The sequence below is a fragment of the uncultured Roseobacter sp. genome, assembly GCF_947493125.1.
Lineage (GTDB): Bacteria > Pseudomonadota > Alphaproteobacteria > Rhodobacterales > Rhodobacteraceae > Roseobacter.
This window is the reverse complement of sequence record NZ_CANLQB010000003.1, coordinates 445,649-464,446: the sequence shown is the minus strand read 5'-3', so window position 1 is coordinate 464,446 and position 18,798 is coordinate 445,649. Positions and strand designations below refer to the sequence as shown.

The 18,798-nt window shown below is 61.7% G+C and carries 21 protein-coding genes; 4 read left to right on the top strand and 17 right to left on the bottom strand.

The annotated features are described in order from the left end of the window. Nucleotides 1-12: 12 nt before the first annotated feature. The 6 genes from Q1A71_RS08735 to Q1A71_RS08710 form a co-directional block, all read right to left on the bottom strand. Nucleotides 13-714 carry an SDR family oxidoreductase gene (locus Q1A71_RS08735; RefSeq protein WP_299674092.1) on the bottom strand — a complete coding sequence of 234 codons (702 nt, stop codon included), beginning with the start codon at nt 712-714 and terminating at the stop codon, nt 13-15. Further along, on the bottom strand, nt 711-2,252 hold the full coding sequence (locus Q1A71_RS08730; RefSeq protein WP_299674090.1) for an AAA family ATPase: 1,542 nt from the start codon (nt 2,250-2,252) through the stop codon (nt 711-713). The genes Q1A71_RS08735 and Q1A71_RS08730 overlap by 4 nt, the downstream gene beginning before the upstream one ends. A 52-nt stretch (nt 2,253-2,304) precedes the next feature. Then, entirely contained in the window at nt 2,305-2,943 is a 639-nt protein-coding gene (locus Q1A71_RS08725; RefSeq protein WP_299674088.1) for an acyl-homoserine-lactone synthase, read from the bottom strand. Between the two features lie 115 nt (nt 2,944-3,058). Further along, entirely contained in the window at nt 3,059-3,778 is a 720-nt protein-coding gene (locus tag Q1A71_RS08720; RefSeq protein WP_299674086.1) for a LuxR family transcriptional regulator, read from the bottom strand. Between the two features lie 371 nt (nt 3,779-4,149). Continuing rightward, the gene (ccrA, locus tag Q1A71_RS08715) at nt 4,150-5,430 is read right to left on the bottom strand and encodes a crotonyl-CoA carboxylase/reductase (RefSeq protein WP_299674084.1); all 1,281 of its coding nucleotides are present in this window, start codon (nt 5,428-5,430) and stop codon (nt 4,150-4,152) included. Nucleotides 5,431-5,575: 145 nt separating this feature from the next. After that, nucleotides 5,576-6,943 (bottom strand): 1-acyl-sn-glycerol-3-phosphate acyltransferase, encoded by a 1,368-nt coding sequence (locus Q1A71_RS08710; protein ID WP_299674082.1) that lies wholly within the window; start codon nt 6,941-6,943, stop codon nt 5,576-5,578. 257 nt (nt 6,944-7,200) lie between these two features. Between Q1A71_RS08710 and Q1A71_RS08705 the strand changes: the two genes are divergently transcribed. The 4 genes from Q1A71_RS08705 (at nt 7,201) to deoD (ending at nt 10,900) form a co-directional block, all read left to right on the top strand. After that, on the top strand, nt 7,201-7,470 hold the full coding sequence (locus Q1A71_RS08705) for a GNAT family N-acetyltransferase (RefSeq protein ID WP_299674080.1): 270 nt from the start codon (nt 7,201-7,203) through the stop codon (nt 7,468-7,470). 197 nt (nt 7,471-7,667) lie between these two features. After that, on the top strand, nt 7,668-9,635 hold the full coding sequence (locus tag Q1A71_RS08700) for a protein meaA (RefSeq protein ID WP_299674078.1): 1,968 nt from the start codon (nt 7,668-7,670) through the stop codon (nt 9,633-9,635). Between the two features lie 100 nt (nt 9,636-9,735). Further along, complete coding sequence (locus Q1A71_RS08695; RefSeq protein ID WP_299674076.1) at nt 9,736-10,071, top strand: H-NS histone family protein; 336 nt, start codon at nt 9,736-9,738, stop codon at nt 10,069-10,071. A 124-nt stretch (nt 10,072-10,195) separates the two neighbouring features. After that, a complete protein-coding gene (gene deoD / locus Q1A71_RS08690) occupies nt 10,196-10,900 on the top strand; it encodes a purine-nucleoside phosphorylase (protein ID WP_299674074.1) in 705 nt (234 codons plus the stop codon). A 171-nt stretch (nt 10,901-11,071) separates the two neighbouring features. Here deoD and Q1A71_RS08685 read toward each other — a convergent pair whose 3' ends face one another. The 11 genes from Q1A71_RS08685 to Q1A71_RS08635 all read right to left on the bottom strand — a co-directional run bounded on the left by Q1A71_RS08685 (nt 11,072) and on the right by Q1A71_RS08635 (nt 18,797). Continuing rightward, entirely contained in the window at nt 11,072-11,932 is an 861-nt protein-coding gene (locus tag Q1A71_RS08685) for a DUF1989 domain-containing protein (RefSeq protein ID WP_299674072.1), read from the bottom strand. Between the two features lie 15 nt (nt 11,933-11,947). After that, complete coding sequence (locus Q1A71_RS08680; protein ID WP_299674070.1) at nt 11,948-12,160, bottom strand: hypothetical protein; 213 nt, start codon at nt 12,158-12,160, stop codon at nt 11,948-11,950. Between the two features lie 9 nt (nt 12,161-12,169). After that, nucleotides 12,170-12,820, bottom strand: coding sequence for a hypothetical protein (locus Q1A71_RS08675; RefSeq protein ID WP_299674068.1), 651 nt, complete (start codon nt 12,818-12,820; stop codon nt 12,170-12,172). A gap of 21 nt (nt 12,821-12,841) precedes the next feature. Then, the gene (locus Q1A71_RS08670; RefSeq protein ID WP_299674066.1) at nt 12,842-13,621 is read right to left on the bottom strand and encodes a succinate dehydrogenase iron-sulfur subunit; all 780 of its coding nucleotides are present in this window, start codon (nt 13,619-13,621) and stop codon (nt 12,842-12,844) included. Nucleotides 13,622-13,642: 21 nt separating this feature from the next. Then, complete coding sequence (locus tag Q1A71_RS08665) at nt 13,643-13,984, bottom strand: hypothetical protein (RefSeq protein ID WP_299674064.1); 342 nt, start codon at nt 13,982-13,984, stop codon at nt 13,643-13,645. Nucleotides 13,985-14,062: 78 nt separating this feature from the next. Then, entirely contained in the window at nt 14,063-14,515 is a 453-nt protein-coding gene (locus Q1A71_RS08660; RefSeq protein ID WP_299674062.1) for a hypothetical protein, read from the bottom strand. A 65-nt stretch (nt 14,516-14,580) separates the two neighbouring features. After that, complete coding sequence (gene sdhA, locus Q1A71_RS08655; RefSeq protein ID WP_299674060.1) at nt 14,581-16,386, bottom strand: succinate dehydrogenase flavoprotein subunit; 1,806 nt, start codon at nt 16,384-16,386, stop codon at nt 14,581-14,583. A gap of 52 nt (nt 16,387-16,438) precedes the next feature. Beyond that, entirely contained in the window at nt 16,439-16,810 is a 372-nt protein-coding gene (gene sdhD, locus Q1A71_RS08650; protein ID WP_299674058.1) for a succinate dehydrogenase, hydrophobic membrane anchor protein, read from the bottom strand. A 10-nt stretch (nt 16,811-16,820) separates the two neighbouring features. Then, the gene (sdhC, locus tag Q1A71_RS08645) at nt 16,821-17,204 is read right to left on the bottom strand and encodes a succinate dehydrogenase, cytochrome b556 subunit (protein ID WP_299674056.1); all 384 of its coding nucleotides are present in this window, start codon (nt 17,202-17,204) and stop codon (nt 16,821-16,823) included. Between the two features lie 82 nt (nt 17,205-17,286). Further along, on the bottom strand, nt 17,287-18,027 hold the full coding sequence (locus Q1A71_RS08640) for a DUF1194 domain-containing protein (RefSeq protein WP_299674054.1): 741 nt from the start codon (nt 18,025-18,027) through the stop codon (nt 17,287-17,289). 53 nt (nt 18,028-18,080) lie between these two features. Beyond that, nucleotides 18,081-18,797 (bottom strand): DUF4344 domain-containing metallopeptidase, encoded by a 717-nt coding sequence (locus Q1A71_RS08635; RefSeq protein WP_299674052.1) that lies wholly within the window; start codon nt 18,795-18,797, stop codon nt 18,081-18,083. Between the last annotated feature and the right edge of the window lies 1 nt (nt 18,798).

The following is an 18,798-nucleotide window of genomic DNA, read 5'->3' as shown; positions in this document are numbered from 1 at the left end:
GGCCACCTTTGGTCACCCTCTCCCGATATAGGGCATGGTCGTCGCCATCACCGTCATGAACTGCACGTTGGCCTCCGCTGGCATCTCCGCCATATGCAGAACCGACCGGGCCGCATTGCCGACATCCATGGTCATCGTGCCCGGCTGAGTCTTCTTCAACTGCGCCAGCAGATCCGTCTCTGCATTGCCGATGTCGATCTGGCCACACGCGATGCCGAAGGGTCGCCCATCCAGGGACAGCGTCTTGGTCAAACCCGTCACGGCGTGCTTGGTCGTCGTGTAGCAGACCGAATTCGGGCGCGGCACATAGGCCGAGAGAGAGCCGTTGTTGATGATCCGGCCACCCTGCGGCTCCTGCGCGCGCATCGTCGCAAAGGCCAGACGCGCGGCGATGAACATCCCGCCTATGTTCACCTGCATGACCTGTGTCCAGTCTTCGAGATCAACCTCGTCGATGGTTGCAGCCGGACCGAAGAGACCGGCGTTGTTGAAGAGCACATCGAGATGGCCGAAGGTTTCAAAGGCCGCGGCCATACCCTCTGCATCGGTGACATCGGCAGGCAGCGGCACGGCGGTCTCGTAGCGATCCGCCAACGCCTCCAACCGGTCCACCCGACGGGCGATCAGGCCAACACGCCAGCCCGCGTCAAGAAACAGTTCTGCGGTGGCATGACCGATTCCGGAACTCGCGCCGGTGATGATGATCGACTTCATAAGAACTCCTCCGGTTGGTCTTCTGCGAGGCTGAGAGGGGCTGCGGGCAGAGCACGCAGATCGTCGACCACAAGCGGTCCGGTCGGCACCGCCAGGCGATTGCGCACAACCCAGATCAAACGCTCCTGGGCTCGGGTGATTGCCACATAGGCCAAGCGCTTCCACAGCGGCTGGCCGGCCTCAGAGCGGCCCATGCGCGCGGCGGCATAGAGATCGGGGGCAAAGACCTGCACCGTGTCCCACTGGCTGCCCTGCGCCTTGTGAATTGTCACCGCAGCCCCGTGCAGGAACGTAGCCCCCATGCGCGCGGCGAAGGGGATGAACGGCTCTTCCTCGTCGGGCTTCTCAATCTTCACAATCGAGGCGGCTGAGACTTGCGGATCCTCGGCGCCCATCACATGCAACCGGCTGAAGCCGGGCTTGCGCCCAGCCCCGAGATAGATCACCTGCGCGCCTTTGATGAGCCCGCGCGCCTCCAGATCCAGTCGTTTCTTGCGGTGCTTCAGCGGCAGCTCCAACCCGTCACAAATGAGCGGTTCCCCTTCGAGCAGCGCATCCTCAGGCGCGCCGTGCACCTGACGGAACGCGTTGATCAGACGGATGCGCGTGGCGTTGCGCCAGACCAGCACCGGGCTGCGCGCCATCAAATCCACCTCGACCCGTTGGCCCCAGACCACCCGTTCATCCTTGGCCGCGGCCTGCTCCACCATGCGCTCGAATTGCTCGAACCCGATGTCCGGATCGCCGAGCGCGTGGGCGAGGTCGAGAATCGGATTATCCGCTTCCTGGCGGTGAATGCGGCTCAGCGACAGCGCACGCCGTTCGGGCAGTTTGTCGAAGACCATGGCACCCGACTGGTTGACAGGCGCCAGCTGCGCCGGGTCGCCAAAGAGCAGCAGCGTCGGGAAAATCTCGCGCAGGTCCTCGTATTGCTTGTCATCCAGCATCGAGGATTCGTCGACAAACCCGATGTCGAGCGGCTCCTCCCGCCGCTTCCAACCGGTGATGAAATCCGACCCGCGCAGCCCCGCCGCGGCCAGGGCGCCCGGAATGGACTTATTCGTCGCATAGAAGGCTGCCGCGCGGTCGAGCGCCTGCTCGGTCAGGCCCTCGATTTCAGGCCGCTGACCGTTGGCCGCAAGCCACTCGGCAATGCGCTCGTATTCCGGATCGTAAACCGGCGTGTAGAGAATGCGGTGAATGGTGGTTGCAGGCACCCCCCGCAACCGCAGGACACTGGCGGCCTTGTTCGTCGGCGCAAGGATCGCCAGGGTCCGTTTGTCACGCCGTTTCCGGGATTCGTAGTCGCCGGAGACGACCTCGACACCTGCCGCCTGCAATGCTTTGTAGAGCTCGGCCAGCAGCAGCGTCTTCCCCGATCCCGCCTTGCCGGTGATGGCCATGACCGTGGTGGCAGAACTCTTGGGTGGTGTCAGCAGCCGATCGTCAAGGTCGACCCCCGCCCCGCGCAAGGCCTCCGTCACGCTATCGTAAGCGGTGGCCTGATCATCGGAAAACGTAAGTGCGGAGACGGACATGGCGCGACCCTACAGGGGCCGCGCCGCAGGTGCCAGATATGGGGGGCGCGATTTATCCGACGCAGGCCAGTTGGCGCGCAACACCGCGCCCGAACGCGCGGTCGAACCACAGGCGGGACAGTTCCAGCGAGACCCCCGCCCGCGCTGCCACCTTGGCCTGGGCCTCCGGCGCGAATTCCCAGAGACCGACGCTGATCTTGTCGCGGCCTTTACCCTGGCTGCCCAGAACCTCCGGCGAGGAGCCGATCATGCGGTAGATCCGCACCATGCGGGCGTCAAAGACACCGACGAAGTGTTTGACCCCAAAGCCGTTCATGATTTCACCACCTCCCAGCATCAAGGCGGCGGCCACGCGGCTGAGGGCATCGCGATTGAGGCAAAAGCGTGTGCATTCCCAGATCAGCGGGCTGGTGATCGTCCCCCCGCCCATCAGGTCGGTGAAATGATCGTTCACCATGGTGCGCTCGGTGGTGGGCAGAAAGCGCATGGACCCTCCGTGCGTGCCGTCGGGCAGCTCCCAGATCACGTAAAGCGGGTTCATGTGATCATATTCGTCGCGCTCCGCGCCCGTCGCATCGACATTTACATCCCAGCCCAGCCGTGTCTTGAACTGATCCGCACGGTCCCTGAACATAGAAGCGGCAAGTTTTGGGTGACGGGACAGCTGGTCTGCGTAGATGTAGCGAAGCATGTGTTTTCCTTTGATCTGAGCAAGGCGTGACCAAAGGATTAGCGAGAGGATGTTTAACGACGCCGGACCAAGGCGTGCGTGACGTTAACGGATAGCCGCCCAAAATCGCGCCGTTTCAGACGACGATCAAACCTCGGCTGAGGGCGCGCGCGACGGCATGCGTTGTGTTGGACGCGCCCAATTTGAACCGCGCGCTTTCGATATAAACCCGGAGCGTGTGCTCGGAAATCGAAAGCGTTTCAGCCACTTGCGCCCGGCTGTATCCGATGGCCAGCAAGGTCATCGCATCGATCTCGCGCGGAGAAAGCGGTTGTGATTCCTCCGGCGCCCGGTTCGGTTCGAACTCGAGCGCCTTTTGGTTAAAATAATGCGCGATCAGGATCAGCTCGCGCCGGTTCTTCTCGGTAAAGGCTTCCCATTCCTCATCTTCACAGGTGTGATTCACGGTAAACAAGGCGAACTGCCCGTTAGGCCCGCGAATCGGAATGGAATATCCCTGATTGCCTATGCCGTATTCAACTGCCTCTGCCTTAAAGGCCCGAACCGCCTTGCCTGACCAGTCCAGCTTCTTCCAATCCACCGGGTGGAACCGCTTGTAGCAGCCCGCGATAACCGGATCGATCCTGATGTAGTTCTGCTCTTGATATCGTGCGGCCCACTCCAGAGGGTAGGTGCCATAGCCATACTGCTCTCCGGCACTGTCGACCCAGTGATAGACCATGTTCTGAACTTGAAAATGCTCCCTCAGCTTGAAGATGGCATGGTCGATGGATTCAAGCGTGTCCGCCTGCTCCAGCTCCGCCAAAACCTCCTCCACCATCGTGTTCGCTACCATGTGCCGTGCCCTGCGTCCTCTCGTGAAGGGCGGCGATCTCGGCAAGAGCAACAATTGCGGTATCATCCAACTGCTCGGCCAGCACCGGCAAGTCGTTTGCAGTCGCAAAAGTCTTCAAGTCCGTGAGAACGTCCAAAATCCAATCACTTCGCATAGCAGACTCGCCCCTTAAAGGTTAATGAAAGATTAACACAACTCTAACATGTATGAACGGCTGCTGAAAATTCGCGGGTTTGTACTCCCCAGAAATAGGGAGACCCAAAATTGTAAGTTGTTGATACTAAAGAGCGTCACAACCATAACGGGAAACGCTCGCGTAATACTTACGTGATTCGCGAGCGTTCGTCTTGTGTAAATGGTCTGATCGGCGGTTAACGGCCAGCCTCAAGCGCGTCCTCGAAGGTGCGCAGCCCGGTCGTCGGCGCCTGTACCAGCACCGACATATTGCCGGGCTTGTGCTCGTTGCGCATCATCTTCATGTGCGCCTGCGGCAGGTCGGCCCATGAGAAAACCTCGGACATGCAGGGATCAAGCCGCCGTTCCAGCATCAGCTTGTTCGCCGCGGAGGCTTGGGCAAGATGCGCGAAGTGGCTGCCCTGCAGGCGCTTCTGGTGCATCCACATGTAACGGACGTCGAATGTCAGGTTGAATCCGGTAGTGCCAGCGCAGATCACCACCATGCCGCCCTTCTTCACCACGAAGGTCGAAACCGGAAAGGTCGCCTCGCCCGGGTGCTCGAAGACCATATCGACATTCACGCCTTTGCCCGTGATATCCCAGATGGCCTTGCCGAACTTGCGGGCCTCCTTGAACCACTCGCCGTATTCGGGTGTGTTCACCGTCGGCAGTTGACCCCAACAGTTATAATCCTTGCGGTTCAGCACGCCCTTCGCCCCCAGATCTATGACGAACTGGCGTTTGCTCTCATCCGAGATCACACCAATCGCGTTGGCCCCGGCCGTATTGATGAGCTGGATCGCATAAGACCCAAGTCCACCCGAGGCACCCCAGACCAGGACGTTCTGACCGGGCTTGAGGTCATGGGGCTCATGGCCGAACAACATCCGGTAAGCGGTTGCCAGCGTCAGCGTGTAGCAGGCCGCCTCTTCCCAGGTCAGGTGCTTGGGGCGTGGCATCAGTTGCTGACTTTGCACGCGGGTGAATTGGCCGAAGGACCCATCGGGCGTCTCATAACCCCAGATCCTCTGAGTGGGTGAGTACATCGGATCGCCGCCATTGCAATGCTCGTCGTCACCATCGTCCTGGTTGCAATGGATGACCACCTCATCGCCCACTTTCCAACGCGTGACCTTGTCACCCACCGCCCAGACGATACCGGAGGCATCGGAGCCCGCGATATGATAGGGCTGCTTGTGCCCGTCAAATGGGCTGATCGGAACGCCAAGTGCCGCCCAGACGCCGTTGTAGTTCACACCTGCCGCCATAACGAGCACCAGCACATCCTGGCTGTCGAGTTCCGGCACCTCCACCACTTCCTGAACCATCGCCGTATCCGGGTCGCCATGCCGTTCGCGGCGGATCGCCCAAGCATACATCTGCTTGGGCACATAGCCCATGGGAGGCATTTCTCCCATTTCATAGAGGTCTTTCTCTGGCGCCTCATAGTGCGCGATGCTTGTGTCCAGTGCCATGTGAGCCTCCTGCTGAACGACATACCAATCAACCATGCCGCGATGCAGAATCGCGGCGTCTGGAGCTTGGATATGCAGAGTTGCGCAACATTGCAACATCTAGAGCGGCATTTTTGTAATTTTATGACTTCGCGAGCGCAGAAATTTATGCCGCGGATGCACTGCTGCCAAAGCGATGCGCGATGGAATTGGCGTAGTAGTCAATCACCGCCTCCTGATCCGGGCGGACCCGCCAACCCTCAGAGGTCTTTTCGACCACACCATGTTTGTCCAACTGGACCAGCGCGTCGCACACGGTCTCCGACACCGTCTCCAGATCCGCCGACGGCATGGTGTCCGAGAGGGGCCCGGTGAGGTCGCGCACGGCTTCGGTCAACGCAGCCTCGGAGACCGGGAGAGCCCGGTCGCGCAGCAGGTGGCAGACGACCGGAACAACAAGCACCGGCATCGCATCGGCGATCCGGTGCATAAGAGTGTCTGCCAGCTCTTCCACAGGGCGGTCTGCGCCGAACTCCCGCAGCGACAGCGGCTCGCCAAAGGCCATGGCCGCCATCCCAAAGCGGGTCACGCGCCCCCGCAAGCCCTGCCAGAACTTGCCGAGGATGAACTTCACCACCACGGAAATCCGCGCGCCAAAGCGCCTGTCTCCCCGCTGTCCCGCGGCGATCAGCACCCTGTCTTCCAGCACCCGATCATAGTTGATCGCAACCGGAACGAAGACGACATCCCGCGCCTCCGGATCATACCCCTCGCGCACATAGGTGAGCAGCCCGAGGCGCGGTGGCATGAGGCGCCCGTTGAGACTGAGCCCTCCTTCGGGGAAAATCCCCTGCGCCACGCCGCCGGCAATCGCCATCTGCACATAGCGGGCCAGGACCTTGCGGTAGAGACCGCCCCGAGACTTGCGACGGATGAAATAGGCGCCCATCATTCGGATCAACCGGCTGAGCGGCCAGACCCGTGCCCATTCCCCCACCGCGTAAGACAGCGCAGAGGTCTGCGCCGCCAGATAGGTCATCAGCACATAGTCCATATTTGAGCGGTGATTCATGATAAACACCACGGTCGCATCCTTCGGGATCGACTGGATCACCTCATTGTTGCGGGGCCCGGTCCAGACCGAATAGACCGAGCGCACCAACAGACGCGCCATCCGCGTCCCGAGACCGAAATAGGTGAAGGCACTGAAACTCGGCACGATCTCGCGGGCATAGGCACGGGCGCGTTCAAACGCCACATTCTCGGGCACATTGTTGGAACGGGCGTGGTTTGCGATTTCCCGGCTGACCTCCGGATCATAGATCAGCCTCTGGATCATATCGTAGCGCCGAGCCAGCTTGAACGGTTCGATGGGCCGGGTCAGCCGTTCATTGAGCCGCCTGACCGCGCGCTCCAGCCGGCGCCGAAAGAACCAGCGGACCGACGGAAAGAGGAAGTGCGACGCAAAGGTGACGGCGGCAAAGAGCACGATCAGCACAAAGAGCCACAGCGGTATTTCAACGACTTGCGTCATGGGCCGACCCTTGCAGGAGCCGGGACCAAGGACAATATCAAATCCATGAATGCCCGCATATCCACCAGGTTTGTGGCCGCCGAGCGGTTCCGCTGTCGCTGCACTCTACTGGCGGGCCTTGGTCAAAAACTGGGTGCCTAGGCGCGCTGCGCGGTTTCTTGAAGCACTCCTTGACCCGACGTGCGCCCCGGTTGCTCGTGACAGAAGTGGGCGGCTTCGTGACGTTGCCAGCTTCAAGACAGAAGGTGGCGCGATGATTGGGGCGCGATCTGCCAGATCTGCAGAGGGCCTATGGATGGGTCGGCGGGCTGTGGCGCCGGCCATTGCTGTCGAAGATTGAGAGGGACGTGGCCCCAGACCTGTCGCTGAGGGACGGCATCTGCATGTCAGAAGAGGCGCGCGGCTTGGGTCTCGGCAGCGCGCTGCGCGAGGCCATCAAGGTCGAGGCCGCGCAACGCGGCAAGCGAGTATTGCGGCTTGATGTGATTGACGCAGGTCCGCGGGCCAGAGCGCTCCATGAGCGGTAAGGCTTCATCTCCTCCAGCGCCGAGCACACCGGAATCTCAAAGATCACTTTTCGCCTTCAATCCGTGACGCAGATGCTCTGACATGCCCGGACGAATAGATCGGATTGCCGCAACGCAGCGAATTGACAAAGCCATAATATTCCAGATATCTACCTCTTAACGTAATAAAATTGCTTTGAACGATTCACGAGGTCCCCATGTCCGACGTCAAGAAAGACCGCCCCTGGTTGATCCGCACCTACGCCGGGCATTCGACGGCCAAGGCCTCGAACGCACTTTACCGCGGGAACCTCGCCAAAGGTCAGACGGGCCTGTCCGTGGCCTTCGACCTGCCGACGCAGACGGGGTATGACAGCGATCACGTGCTGGCACGCGGTGAGGTGGGCAAGGTCGGCGTGCCGGTCAGCCATCTGGGCGACATGCGCGCGCTCTTCGACCAGATCCCGCTGGAACAGATGAACACCTCGATGACGATCAATGCGACGGCGCCCTGGCTGCTTGCGCTCTATATCGCCGTGGCCGAGGAACAGGGCGCCGATGTCTCAAAGCTGCAGGGCACGGTGCAGAACGATCTGATCAAGGAGTACCTGAGCCGTGGCACCTATATCTGCCCGCCTGCGCCCAGCTTGAAAATGATCGCGGATGTGGCCGAGTATTGCTATACCAGCGTGCCCAAATGGAACCCGATGAACGTCTGTTCCTACCACCTGCAGGAGGCGGGCGCGACGCCGGAGCAAGAGCTGGCCTTTGCGCTGGCCACGGCGACGGCGGTTCTGGATGCGCTGAAGCCGCGTGTTCCTGCGGAAGATTTCCCGGTCTTGGTCGGGCGCATTTCCTTCTTCGTGAACGCAGGCATCCGGTTCGTGACCGAGATGTGCAAGATGCGCGCCTTCGTCGATCTCTGGGATGAAATCTGCGCCGAGCGCTACGGAGTCGAAGATCCGAAGTTCCGCCGCTTCCGCTATGGGGTGCAGGTGAACTCGCTCGGCCTGACCGAGCAACAGCCCGAGAACAACGTCTACCGCATCCTGATCGAGATGCTGGCGGTGACGCTCTCCAAAAGAGCCCGCGCTCGGGCCGTGCAGCTGCCCGCGTGGAACGAAGCACTCGGCCTGCCTCGCCCGTGGGACCAGCAGTGGTCCATGCGGATGCAGCAAATCATGGCCTACGAAACTGATCTTTTGGAATTTGACGACCTTTTTGACGGCAACCCAGCGGTCGATGCAAAGGTCGAGGCCCTGAAAGAGGGCGCGCGCCACGAATTGGCAAACCTCGACGGGATGGGCGGTGCTATTGAGGCGATAGACTATATGAAAGCGCGGCTGGTCGACAGCAATTCAGATCGGTTGGGCCGAATTGAAGCGGGTGAGACCGTCGTGGTTGGCGTGAACAAATGGCAGCAGGGCGAGCCATCGCCGCTGATGACCGGCGACGGCGGCATCATGGTGGTCGATCCGGCTGTGGAGGCGGACCAGATCGCACGCCTTGAGGCCTGGCGTGCGGAACGAAACGAGGCCGCCGTGACGCGGGCCCTTTCCGATCTGCGCGCGGCTGCTGCAGAGGGCCGCAACGTCATGCAGCCCTCCATTGCTGCGGCCAAGGCCGGGGTGACCACCGGTGAGTGGGCGGCCCAGATGCGTCAGGTGCACGGCGAATACCGTGGGCCGACCGGTGTGTCCGGCTCCCGCTCGAACAAGACCGAAGGTTTGGATGAATTGCGCAATGCGGTCGATGCTGTCAGCGACAAATTGGGCCGGCGTCTGAAATTCCTGGTTGGCAAACCAGGCCTCGATGGCCATTCCAATGGCGCCGAACAAATTTCCGTCCGGGCCCGCGATTGCGGAATGGAAATTGCCTATGAGGGCATTCGCCTGACACCGTCGGAAATTGTTGCAGCCGCCCAAGAGGACGCTGCCCACGTTGTTGGTCTTTCGATCCTCTCCGGCAGTCATATTCCATTGGTCGAAGACTTGATGGCGCAAATGCGCGAGACAGGACTGGGTCATATTCCGGTTATCGTCGGCGGTATTATTCCGGACGACGACGCGGAGCGATTGCGTGCCATGGGTGTGGCGCGGGTCTATACGCCAAAAGACTTCGAATTGAATACCATCATGATGGACATCATCACCCTGGCAGACCCACAGGCCGTGGCCGCGGAATAGACCAAAACTCGCTGAAACCGAGTAGACACAAATTGTCACCTTTGCTTTTGGTGGCAATTCATCTATGGACGGCGGCATTCAATTCCAATGAGAAAGCAGAATGTCCCAAAATCTGAAGTCTATGACGAAGAAGCAGTTGGAAAAGCTGCAGAAAGACGTGGAGAAAGCGCTGCAAACTCTGCGCAACAAAGAGTTGCGCGACGCGCGCAAGGCCGCCGAGCAGGCTGCGCAGAAATTCGGATATTCGCTGTCTGAATTGGCGGGCACTCAACCGGCAAAACGGTCGAGCAAAAGGAAGGCGCCAAAGCCGATTGGCGTCCCCAAATATGCGAATCCGGCCAACCCCGCACAGACCTGGACGGGAAAAGGCCGTCAGCCCAAATGGTTCAAGGAGGCGGTGGACGCGGGGAAAGACCCCAAATCCATGGCGATCTGAACACCGACCCTTATTGGGGTCGAAAAGGTGAGGAAACCGGTGCGTGCAACGCTCCGGTTTTTGGTGTGATTAGCCATGATCCAATGTCAAATAAATTTGCTGCGGCGACAGGAAGGATAGCCCAATGACCACGCATATCGGAGCCAAGCCCGGCGACATCGCGGAAACCGTGCTGATGCCCGGCGATCCCTATCGCGCAAAATGGGCGGCGGAGACGTTTTTGCAGGACGCGGTTTGCATCAATGAAGTGCGTGGGATGCTGGGATTCACCGGCACCTGGAAAGGTCATCGCGTCAGCATCCAGGGCTCTGGCATGGGAATGCCGTCTCTGTCGATTTACGCCAATGAACTGATCCGCGACTATGGGGCCAAGACCCTGATCCGAATTGGGTCCTGCGGCGCCATGCAGGAAAACGTTGCAATTCGCGATGTCATTCTTGCCATGACCGCGAGCACGATTTCGACGCCCTCCACCCATATCTTCCAGACGCTGAACTTCGCTCCATGCGCGAATTACGCGTTGTTGAACGCAGCGGCACAGGCGGCGGCGCACCGCGAGGTCGCAACCCATATCGGCGGCATCTATTCCTCGGATGTGTTTTATTCCGAGCATCCGCATCTCGATCAGGAAATGACGCGCCATGGTGTCCTGGCCGTCGAAATGGAAGCGGCGGAACTTTACACGGTCGCGGCGCGATACGGCTGTCGGGCGCTCGCCGTGCTTACGGTTTCGGATCATCTTCAAACCGGAGAAGCCCTGCCCGCTGAAGACCGCGAACGCAGCTTCGGCGATATGGTCGAGATCGCGCTGGAGGCGGCCTTTACCTGATCGTTAGGCCTGCGCGCGGTGCCGCGACGGCCGCCTTTCGGCCATTCCTGCTTAACTTATTGAAACCAAAAAAAATGCCATGTCGGTATTACGTCGGTATCGTGTCGGTATTGCGTCGGTGCGATGATCGGTGGAACGCCTTGGGACGATGAGTATTTGGGAAGAATGAAGTCAGAGGCCGTGGCTGCGGTCGTACCCGTTCGACGGCGGGGAGCGCCAGCCGGCAAGGGCGTCGGGGTCCGGTGCGAAAACCTCGACCAGCAGCGGGGCACAGCGCGCCACATCGCTTGAATGCTCCGACCCGCAATCGCCACCGGGACAGGCAGAAAGATTGCCGAGCAGGTCGATCTCGGCGAAGAACTCCAGATAATCGCCCGGGCGGACGGGGCTGGCTTTCATGAAATACTGCCCGGTGTCGCGGGTGAAGCCGGTGCACATGAAGACATTCAGCACGTCATGTACCAGCGGTTCCGCCTCGGCGCGCGGGATATCCAGATGCGCGGCCAAGGACCGCGTGAGGTTCGAATGGCAACAGTGGTGGTATTGCCCGCCCCCGGACAACAACGCATGGGTGTAGGGATCGCAGCGGGTGCCGATCACGTCATGCACCGACCCGCCGAACCCGTCGATGCCATACCAGCCGAGCGTATCATGGCTGATCGTCGCCATGGGGCGCAGATGCGGGAAGGAGGACCACATGCGGTCTCCGGTGGTCAGGTGGGTGCCGTGCAGCGCGCGGGCCTTGCCGGAGTAGAAGCGCTCGGTGGGGTCGGCGGCGCTGTGCAGATTCAGATCGCCCACCTGCGGGGCCTCGATGCTGGTGACGCGGAAGAAATGCCCGGCGGGCACCTCGAAACAGCGCGCCTTGCGCGGCGGGACCGTGACCTCATCGGTCTTTGTCAGCGTCTCGCGTGCGACTGCGAGCAGCGGCATGTCAGGCTGGGGCAGCGTCTCGGTCGGGTAGCAGATCACGGGCGCGATGGCACGGCGCACCTCCGCATCCGCGGGAGCATCGGTGGGGGCGTCGGGCATCACGGGTCTCCTCACTCAGGTTTTTGGAAGGTTGGCCTTACAGCTGTCGGGCGGGCCCTTGGTGGCGGTGAAGGCCTCGGCCCCGCAGGCCGCACATTTGTACTTGCGCAAGGCCCCGCGGTTGCCGGTGCGGTCCTCGCGCCAACGGCAGCGGCGGGTACCTCGGTTGCGGCGCGCAAAGAAGGCGACGAGAACGAAGGCGATGATCAGGCCGATGACAATGTGCATGAGCGCCCCCTACCCTTCGGCCGGGCAGCGCAGCGTGCCGCCCGCGCCCCCTGCCGCGATATCCTTGGGCAGCTCATACCAACCCATCGCACTGTAGCTCCACCCATAACGCGTGCCATCCACCTCGGCGAGCGCGTGGATCGTGCTGTGCGACGGGCCGCCGGTGCGGTTGCCGATGCTCCACGCAAGCGGGCTGCGCGCGATCTCTGTCACACCAAACGCGCGAGCCTCGGTGCACATGGCGGTTTGGCTGATGCGTTCACCTGCGACGAGCGTGACACTCCCCAGTGTCGCCAACCCAACACCCGCGGCAATGACCCGCAGCGGAGGAAAAGCGACGCAAAGCAGCGCGGCGACCACAGCCGCAGGCACGGCGATGACAGCAATCTGTCCGAGAAACCCGGAGACATGCCCGAGGAACAAGGCGTCGAACAGCACAAGCGGCGGAAAGCTCGCAAGCAGCACGGCATATTTCCACGGGTAAACAGTCAGCCCTAGGGCCAGCACCACAAGCGAGATCTGCAGCGGCACCCATGCGTACCATGACGGGCGCGTGCCGCGGTAAAGGCGCCACATAGGGCGCAGCGCCAGCCAGAGCCAGACGCCGATGAGAATGGCGGCAAGGAGCATCCATGCCAGAGCGGCTAAAAAAAACCTCATACGCCGCCTTATCTGGCCGATTTAGTGGGCGCGTTCCACCATCATTTTCTTGATGTTTGCGATCGCTTCCGCCGGGTTCAACCCCTTGGGGCAGGTCTTAGCGCAATTCATGATGGTGTGGCAGCGGTAGAGCTTGAACGGGTCTTCCAGATCGTCGAGCCGTTCGCCCGTGGCCTCGTCGCGTGAATCGATGATCCAGCGGTAGGCGTGCAGCAGCGCAGCCGGCCCGAGGTAGCGGTCGCCGTTCCACCAGTAGCTGGGGCAGGACGTCGAGCAGGACGCACACATCACGCATTCATAAAGCCCGTCGAGCTTCTTGCGGTCTTCGATCGACTGCTTCCACTCCTTCGCGGGCCGGTTCGTCTTGGTCTCGAGCCATGGCATGATGCTGGCATGCTGAGCATAGAAGTGGGTCAGGTCCGGGATCAGGTCCTTGACCACCGGCATATGCGGCAGCGGGTAGATCTTCACATCGCCCTTCACCTCATCCATGCCGTAGATGCAGGCCAGCGTGTTGATCCCGTCGATGTTCATGGCGCAGGAGCCGCAAATCCCTTCACGGCACGAGCGGCGGAAGGTCAGCGTCGGGTCGATCTCGTTCTTGATCTTGATCAGCGCGTCCAGGATCATCGGGCCGCAGCTGTCCAGATCGACGAAATAAGTGTCGACCCGGGGGTTTTCACCGTCATCCGGGTTCCAGCGGTAGATCTGGAACTTCTTGAGGTTGTTCGCCCCCTCCGGCTTGGGCCAGGTCTTGCCCTTGGTCATGCGGGAGTTTTTCGGCAGGGTCAGTTGAACCATGTCTCTGGTCTCCTGTTCGGTCTAGAGCGTGCCAAGCGCCGTCGGAGCGGCGGCACGCAGGCAGTTTTGGGTCTCCGGGCGGGCGAGCACGGTGCGGATCGTATCCGCGGTGCCCTGATCGACGCCAACGACCGCATCGGCGGCCAGTGATTGCACCTCGCTGGCATCGGCATTGTCGACCACGCAATTGGTGAAGGGGGTGAACAGCGCCTTGGGCACCTGCGGGAAGTAGATCGCCAGCGCCTCGGGCAGGATCGTCTTGGCCGCCTGACGGCCCGCCAGATCGGTTTGCTGCTGCACGGCGACGCAGGCAGATAGTGCCACGGTTGCGCTCAGCGCGAGGCCCGTCAGTCTATGTCCCATTCAAAACTCTCTCCCTGTAGCCCTGTCGTGCGGTCTGAAGCGCCGCTGATCGTCCGGGCAGTGTGGTGCGGGTGCGCCCTAGCAATAGCCGCTGCCTCCGTGCAGAACACTGGCACCGCGCGGGCAGCCTGCGGTGATTTGCGCGGTCGGCGCTCCGTGCGATGCGGGCTGGTCCAGAGCTACAGGGCTGCCGGGCCCGGATGTGCTGCGACGTTGTGCCGTGATCGCGTCGATGTCGTCCTGTGTGCCGCCAAAGCGGGCGACGCACTGATTGAGCCGCCGCTTGTTGCTGTTGTAGGACGCCGATGTGCCGATCAGGTTCCCCACCAGGCTGGCGAGAATGAGCTCCGACGATCCTGTGTTGACCGGTGCGGAGGCCGCGCTGGCCCGGCGCCGCTTCTGTTCTGCGACGGCAAAGCTGTAGCATTGGTCCATGGATTGGGCCTTGGGGTAGGCATTGTCCGGGTTCACTGCGCAGCCCGACAGGATGATGCTACTCATGGCGGCACCAATGAGGATGTTCTTCGGCATGACAGGTCCTTGGATCGTTGGGTTCAACTGACCCTCTGTCATAGGTGGAAGAAGTGAAGCGCATCTTAAAAGGTCCGCTTCTTGGGCGCGATCTTCTTGGGGTCGATCCCGCCGTCGTTGTGGCTGGTGAGCGGCTGTTCGTGCACGCCGCGATAGCCGAGCGACGCCTTGTTGCCCTTGAACCAGATCAGCGAGTGCTTGCGCCAGTTCTGGTCGTCACGCTCGGGAAAGTCTTCATGCGCGTGGGCACCACGGCTTTCCTTGCGCGCCTCAGCCCCGGTAATGGTGGCCACGGCGTTGGGAATGAGGTTGGCCAGCTCCAGCGTCTCCATCAGGTCGGAGTTCCAGACCAGGCTGCGGTCGGTCACGCCCACGTCGGCCCATTTGTCCGCCACCTCTTCCATGGCTTTCTTGCCTTCGGCGAGCGTGTCATTGGCGCGGAAGACGGCGGCGTCTTTCTGCATGCACTGCTGCATCTCGAGGCGCAGCTCGGCGGTCGGAGTATGACCCTTGGCGTGCCGCGTGTTGTCGAAGCGGTCGAGCGCGGCCTCGATGGAGGTCTTGTTGGGCGTGGGCACGGGCGCTTCCGGATCGACGACCTTGCCCGCACGGATCGCAGCCGCACGACCAAAGACCACAAGGTCGATGAGCGAATTGGAGCCCAGACGGTTGGCGCCGTGCACGGACGCGCAGCCCGCCTCGCCCACTGCCATCAGGCCGGGCGACACGCGGTCGGGGTCGTCCTTGGTGGGCGCCAGCACCTCGCCCCAGTAGTTCGTCGGGATGCCGCCCATGTTGTAGTGCACCGTGGGCAGCACGGGGATCGGTTCCTTGTTCAGGTTCACGCCCGCAAAAATGCGCGCGCTCTCCGAAATGCCCGGCAGGCGCAGTTTCAGCGTCTCGGGCGGCAGGTGGTTGAGGTTGAGGTGAATATGGTCGCCGTTCTTCCCGACGCCCCGACCCTCGCGGATCTCCATGGTCATGCAGCGACTGACGTAGTCTCGCGGCGCGAGGTCTTTATACTGCGGCGCATAGCGTTCCATGAAACGCTCGCCCTCGGCATTGGTCAGATACCCACCTTCGCCGCGTGCGCCCTCGGTGATGAGACAGCCCGCGCCGTAGATACCAGTGGGGTGGAATTGCACGAACTCCATATCCTGCAGCGGCAGACCGGCGCGCGCGGTCATTCCGCCGCCGTCGCCGGTGCAGGTATGCGCGGAGGTGGCGGAGAAATAGGCGCGGCCATAGCCGCCCGTGGCCAACACCACCATCTTGGAGGCAAAGAGGTGCAGCGTGCCGTCATCCAGCTTCCAGCAGAGCACGCCCTGGCAGACGCCATCTTCGGACATGATGAGGTCGATGGCGAAATATTCGATGTAGAATTCTGCGTTGTTCTTGAGCGACTGCCCGTAAAGTGTGTGCAGGATCGCATGGCCGGTGCGGTCGGCAGCCGCGCAGGTCCGCTGCACCGCGGGACCTTCGCCAAATTCGGTGGTGTGGCCGCCGAAGGGGCGCTGGTAAATCTTGCCCTCTTCGGTGCGCGAGAACGGCACGCCGTAATGTTCGAGCTCGTAGACCGCCTTGGGCGCCTCGCGGGCGAGATACTCCATCGCGTCCGTGTCACCCAACCAGTCAGAGCCCTTCACCGTGTCGTACATATGCCATTGCCAGTGGTCCGGGCCCATGTTCGAAAGCGAGGCGGCGATGCCACCCTGAGCGGCCACGGTGTGCGAGCGGGTTGGGAAAACCTTGGTCACGCAGGCTGTGCGCAGACCCTGCTCCGCCATGCCGAGGGTTGCACGCAGGCCCGCACCCCCCGCGCCCACAACCACCACGTCATATTCATGTGTTTCGTATTCGTATTCAGCCATGGATCAGTCTCCTGGGTCTCATGCAGCGCGCGCGGCTGCACGGTCATTGGGGTCAGAGCGCGAGGCGCACAACGGCATAAAGGCCAACGGCCATGGCCGCGTAAGAAAGGCAGGTCATCGCGATGATCGCGATCTTCTGCGCCAACCCATGAACGTAGTCTTCGAGCAGCGCCTGCACACCGCCTGCAAAGTGCTTGAAGGTCACGATGATCGTGAGGCCTGCGACAACCGCAGGGAACGGGCGGTTGAAATAGGCGGTGACGTCTTCATAGGAAGCGCCCAGCATCGGGCCGAAGGTGAAGACAAAGAGCGGGATCAGGATCAGCAGCGCGCCGGAGCTGACGGTCATCGACCAGTGATGCGCCGTGCCCGATTTCGCCGAGCCCATGCCCACGGCGCGTTTGCGGTCTGTCAGATAGCTCATGACGGCCTCCTCACACGATCACGATGGTCAACAGTGTCAGCAGCACCGAGCCGCCGATCACCGCGTAGCCCAGCTTGTAGGCCGTCTCCAGATCGAGGCCGATGCCCTGATCCCAGATCAGATGCCGCAGACCCGCCAAGGTGTGATACCACAGCCCCCAGACCGAGAGCGTCATGACAAGATCGCCGAACCAACTGGTCAGCACCCCGTCGGCGATGGCGAAGTATTCAGGCGAACTCGCAGCTGCGAGGAACCACCAGACCACCAACAGGGCCGAGATCAGCAGCGCGTTGCCGGTGATCCGCGTCAGGATCGAGGTGATCGACGTGAGCTGTGGGCGATAAATCGTCAGATGCGGCGACAAGGGGCGATTGCCCCGATTGACATCGGCCATGGCAGATTCCTTTTGGTTCCCTGGCGCTTTTATTACCTCTTATTACGGGTTTGTCACGCGCGCGAAGGGGTCAGAGGCGCGGTTATTTGGCGCGGTTTGTCGGAAAAACCTTAATCTTTCGGTATTTGTGATCACACGCGAAAGCGGCGTGATCACAAATCTGGTGGTGGCTCAGCGGCCGCGTGATCTCGCGCTGCAGTTTGCGCCTGATCTGGTGCGGGTAATCCGCGAACCCATTGGCGGTCATGACAAAAGCGCCCTCGCCGCGGATCAGGTTCTCATAGAACCAGCCGGTGAGGTCCTCCTCATCGGTCTCGATGGCAAGGCCGTTCACGGTCACGTCCATCTCCGCCAGAGCGGGATGCCGCTCGCGCGGGTGGATGCCTTCGTTGGAGATGCCATCACCCGAGACGTCGATCACCTTGCGGGTACACTGGGGCGCCGCGCGCAGGGCATCCTCGGCTGCCACCAGCGCCTCGCCGATGGCGGTGGAGTAGTTGCGCCAGACGCGACGGTTCTTGCCCACCTGATCGGCGAGCCGCACCACGTCCTCGGCGGTGCGGATGGCGGTCCAGGGGATGGTCTGGCGTTGCCGCGACGAGCCGGTCCATTGGATCAGGGTGACCTGGGCCTCCTGTTCGATCAACGCATCAATGATCACGCCCTCGCGCAGGGCCGCCGCAAGGCCCTGCATCTGGATGTCGTATTCCCGGCTGTCGACCGAGCCGGAGACGTCCACCGCCAGCACCAGCGCCAGTTGGCAGGCCAACACAGGAGGGCCTCCGAAAAGGCCGCAGAGCAGGGGCAGGAGCAGACGTCTCATTGCGCCAGATTACGCAATCGGGCCCGATATGATACGGAGAATCTCGGAGCCCGTCAGAAATCTGCCAGACTGCGCAGATAGGCGTCCAACTCGCTGCAAATGATGATCTCGCGGGTGTCGAGATCATAGAACCCGTTGGCCTCGCCGCAAGCCTCCACACGGAAGGTGAGCGGGACCGGCAGAACAAAATCCTCGTTCAGCGCCGCCACCTCATCGGCCATCAGAACGCCGATCACATCGTCCCCGGCCCCGGCGAGTGTCATGGAGTTGCCCGGCTGCTCGGCGGTGATCTCATACAGCACCGGGCCCCAGCTGTCGTAGGCGAGCTGGAACTCCTCGGGGCAGGTCTCGGCGCGCTCTTCCGGCAGCTCCAACTCGACCGCGAGATCCTCGCGGGCCTCGGGGTTGGCGCCGTAGAAGAGGCAGATCATCGTGTAGTAGCGCTGCAGGTCGGGGCCGTGCACCCCCCAGTAGACGGGCGCGTTGTCCTCCGCCTCTCCCAGAAAGCCGAAGGCGGCGTCATAGATGATGCCTGCCGCGGCCTCTTCGTCATAGAGATCGTGGATGAGCAGCACGCTGAGCACATCGGCGGCGTCTTCCTCCTGCCCGAAGACGGGCAATTGCAGGATGTCGATCAGCGCGTGGCCCATCTCGTGGTAAAGGATGGCGAGCACATTGGCCTCGACAAAAGCATCCTCGCGGGTTTGCGCCTGCAGCGGGCTGGCCAGCGCCGCACAGGTAAGGAGGAGGCTCAGCAGGGTGTTCCGCATG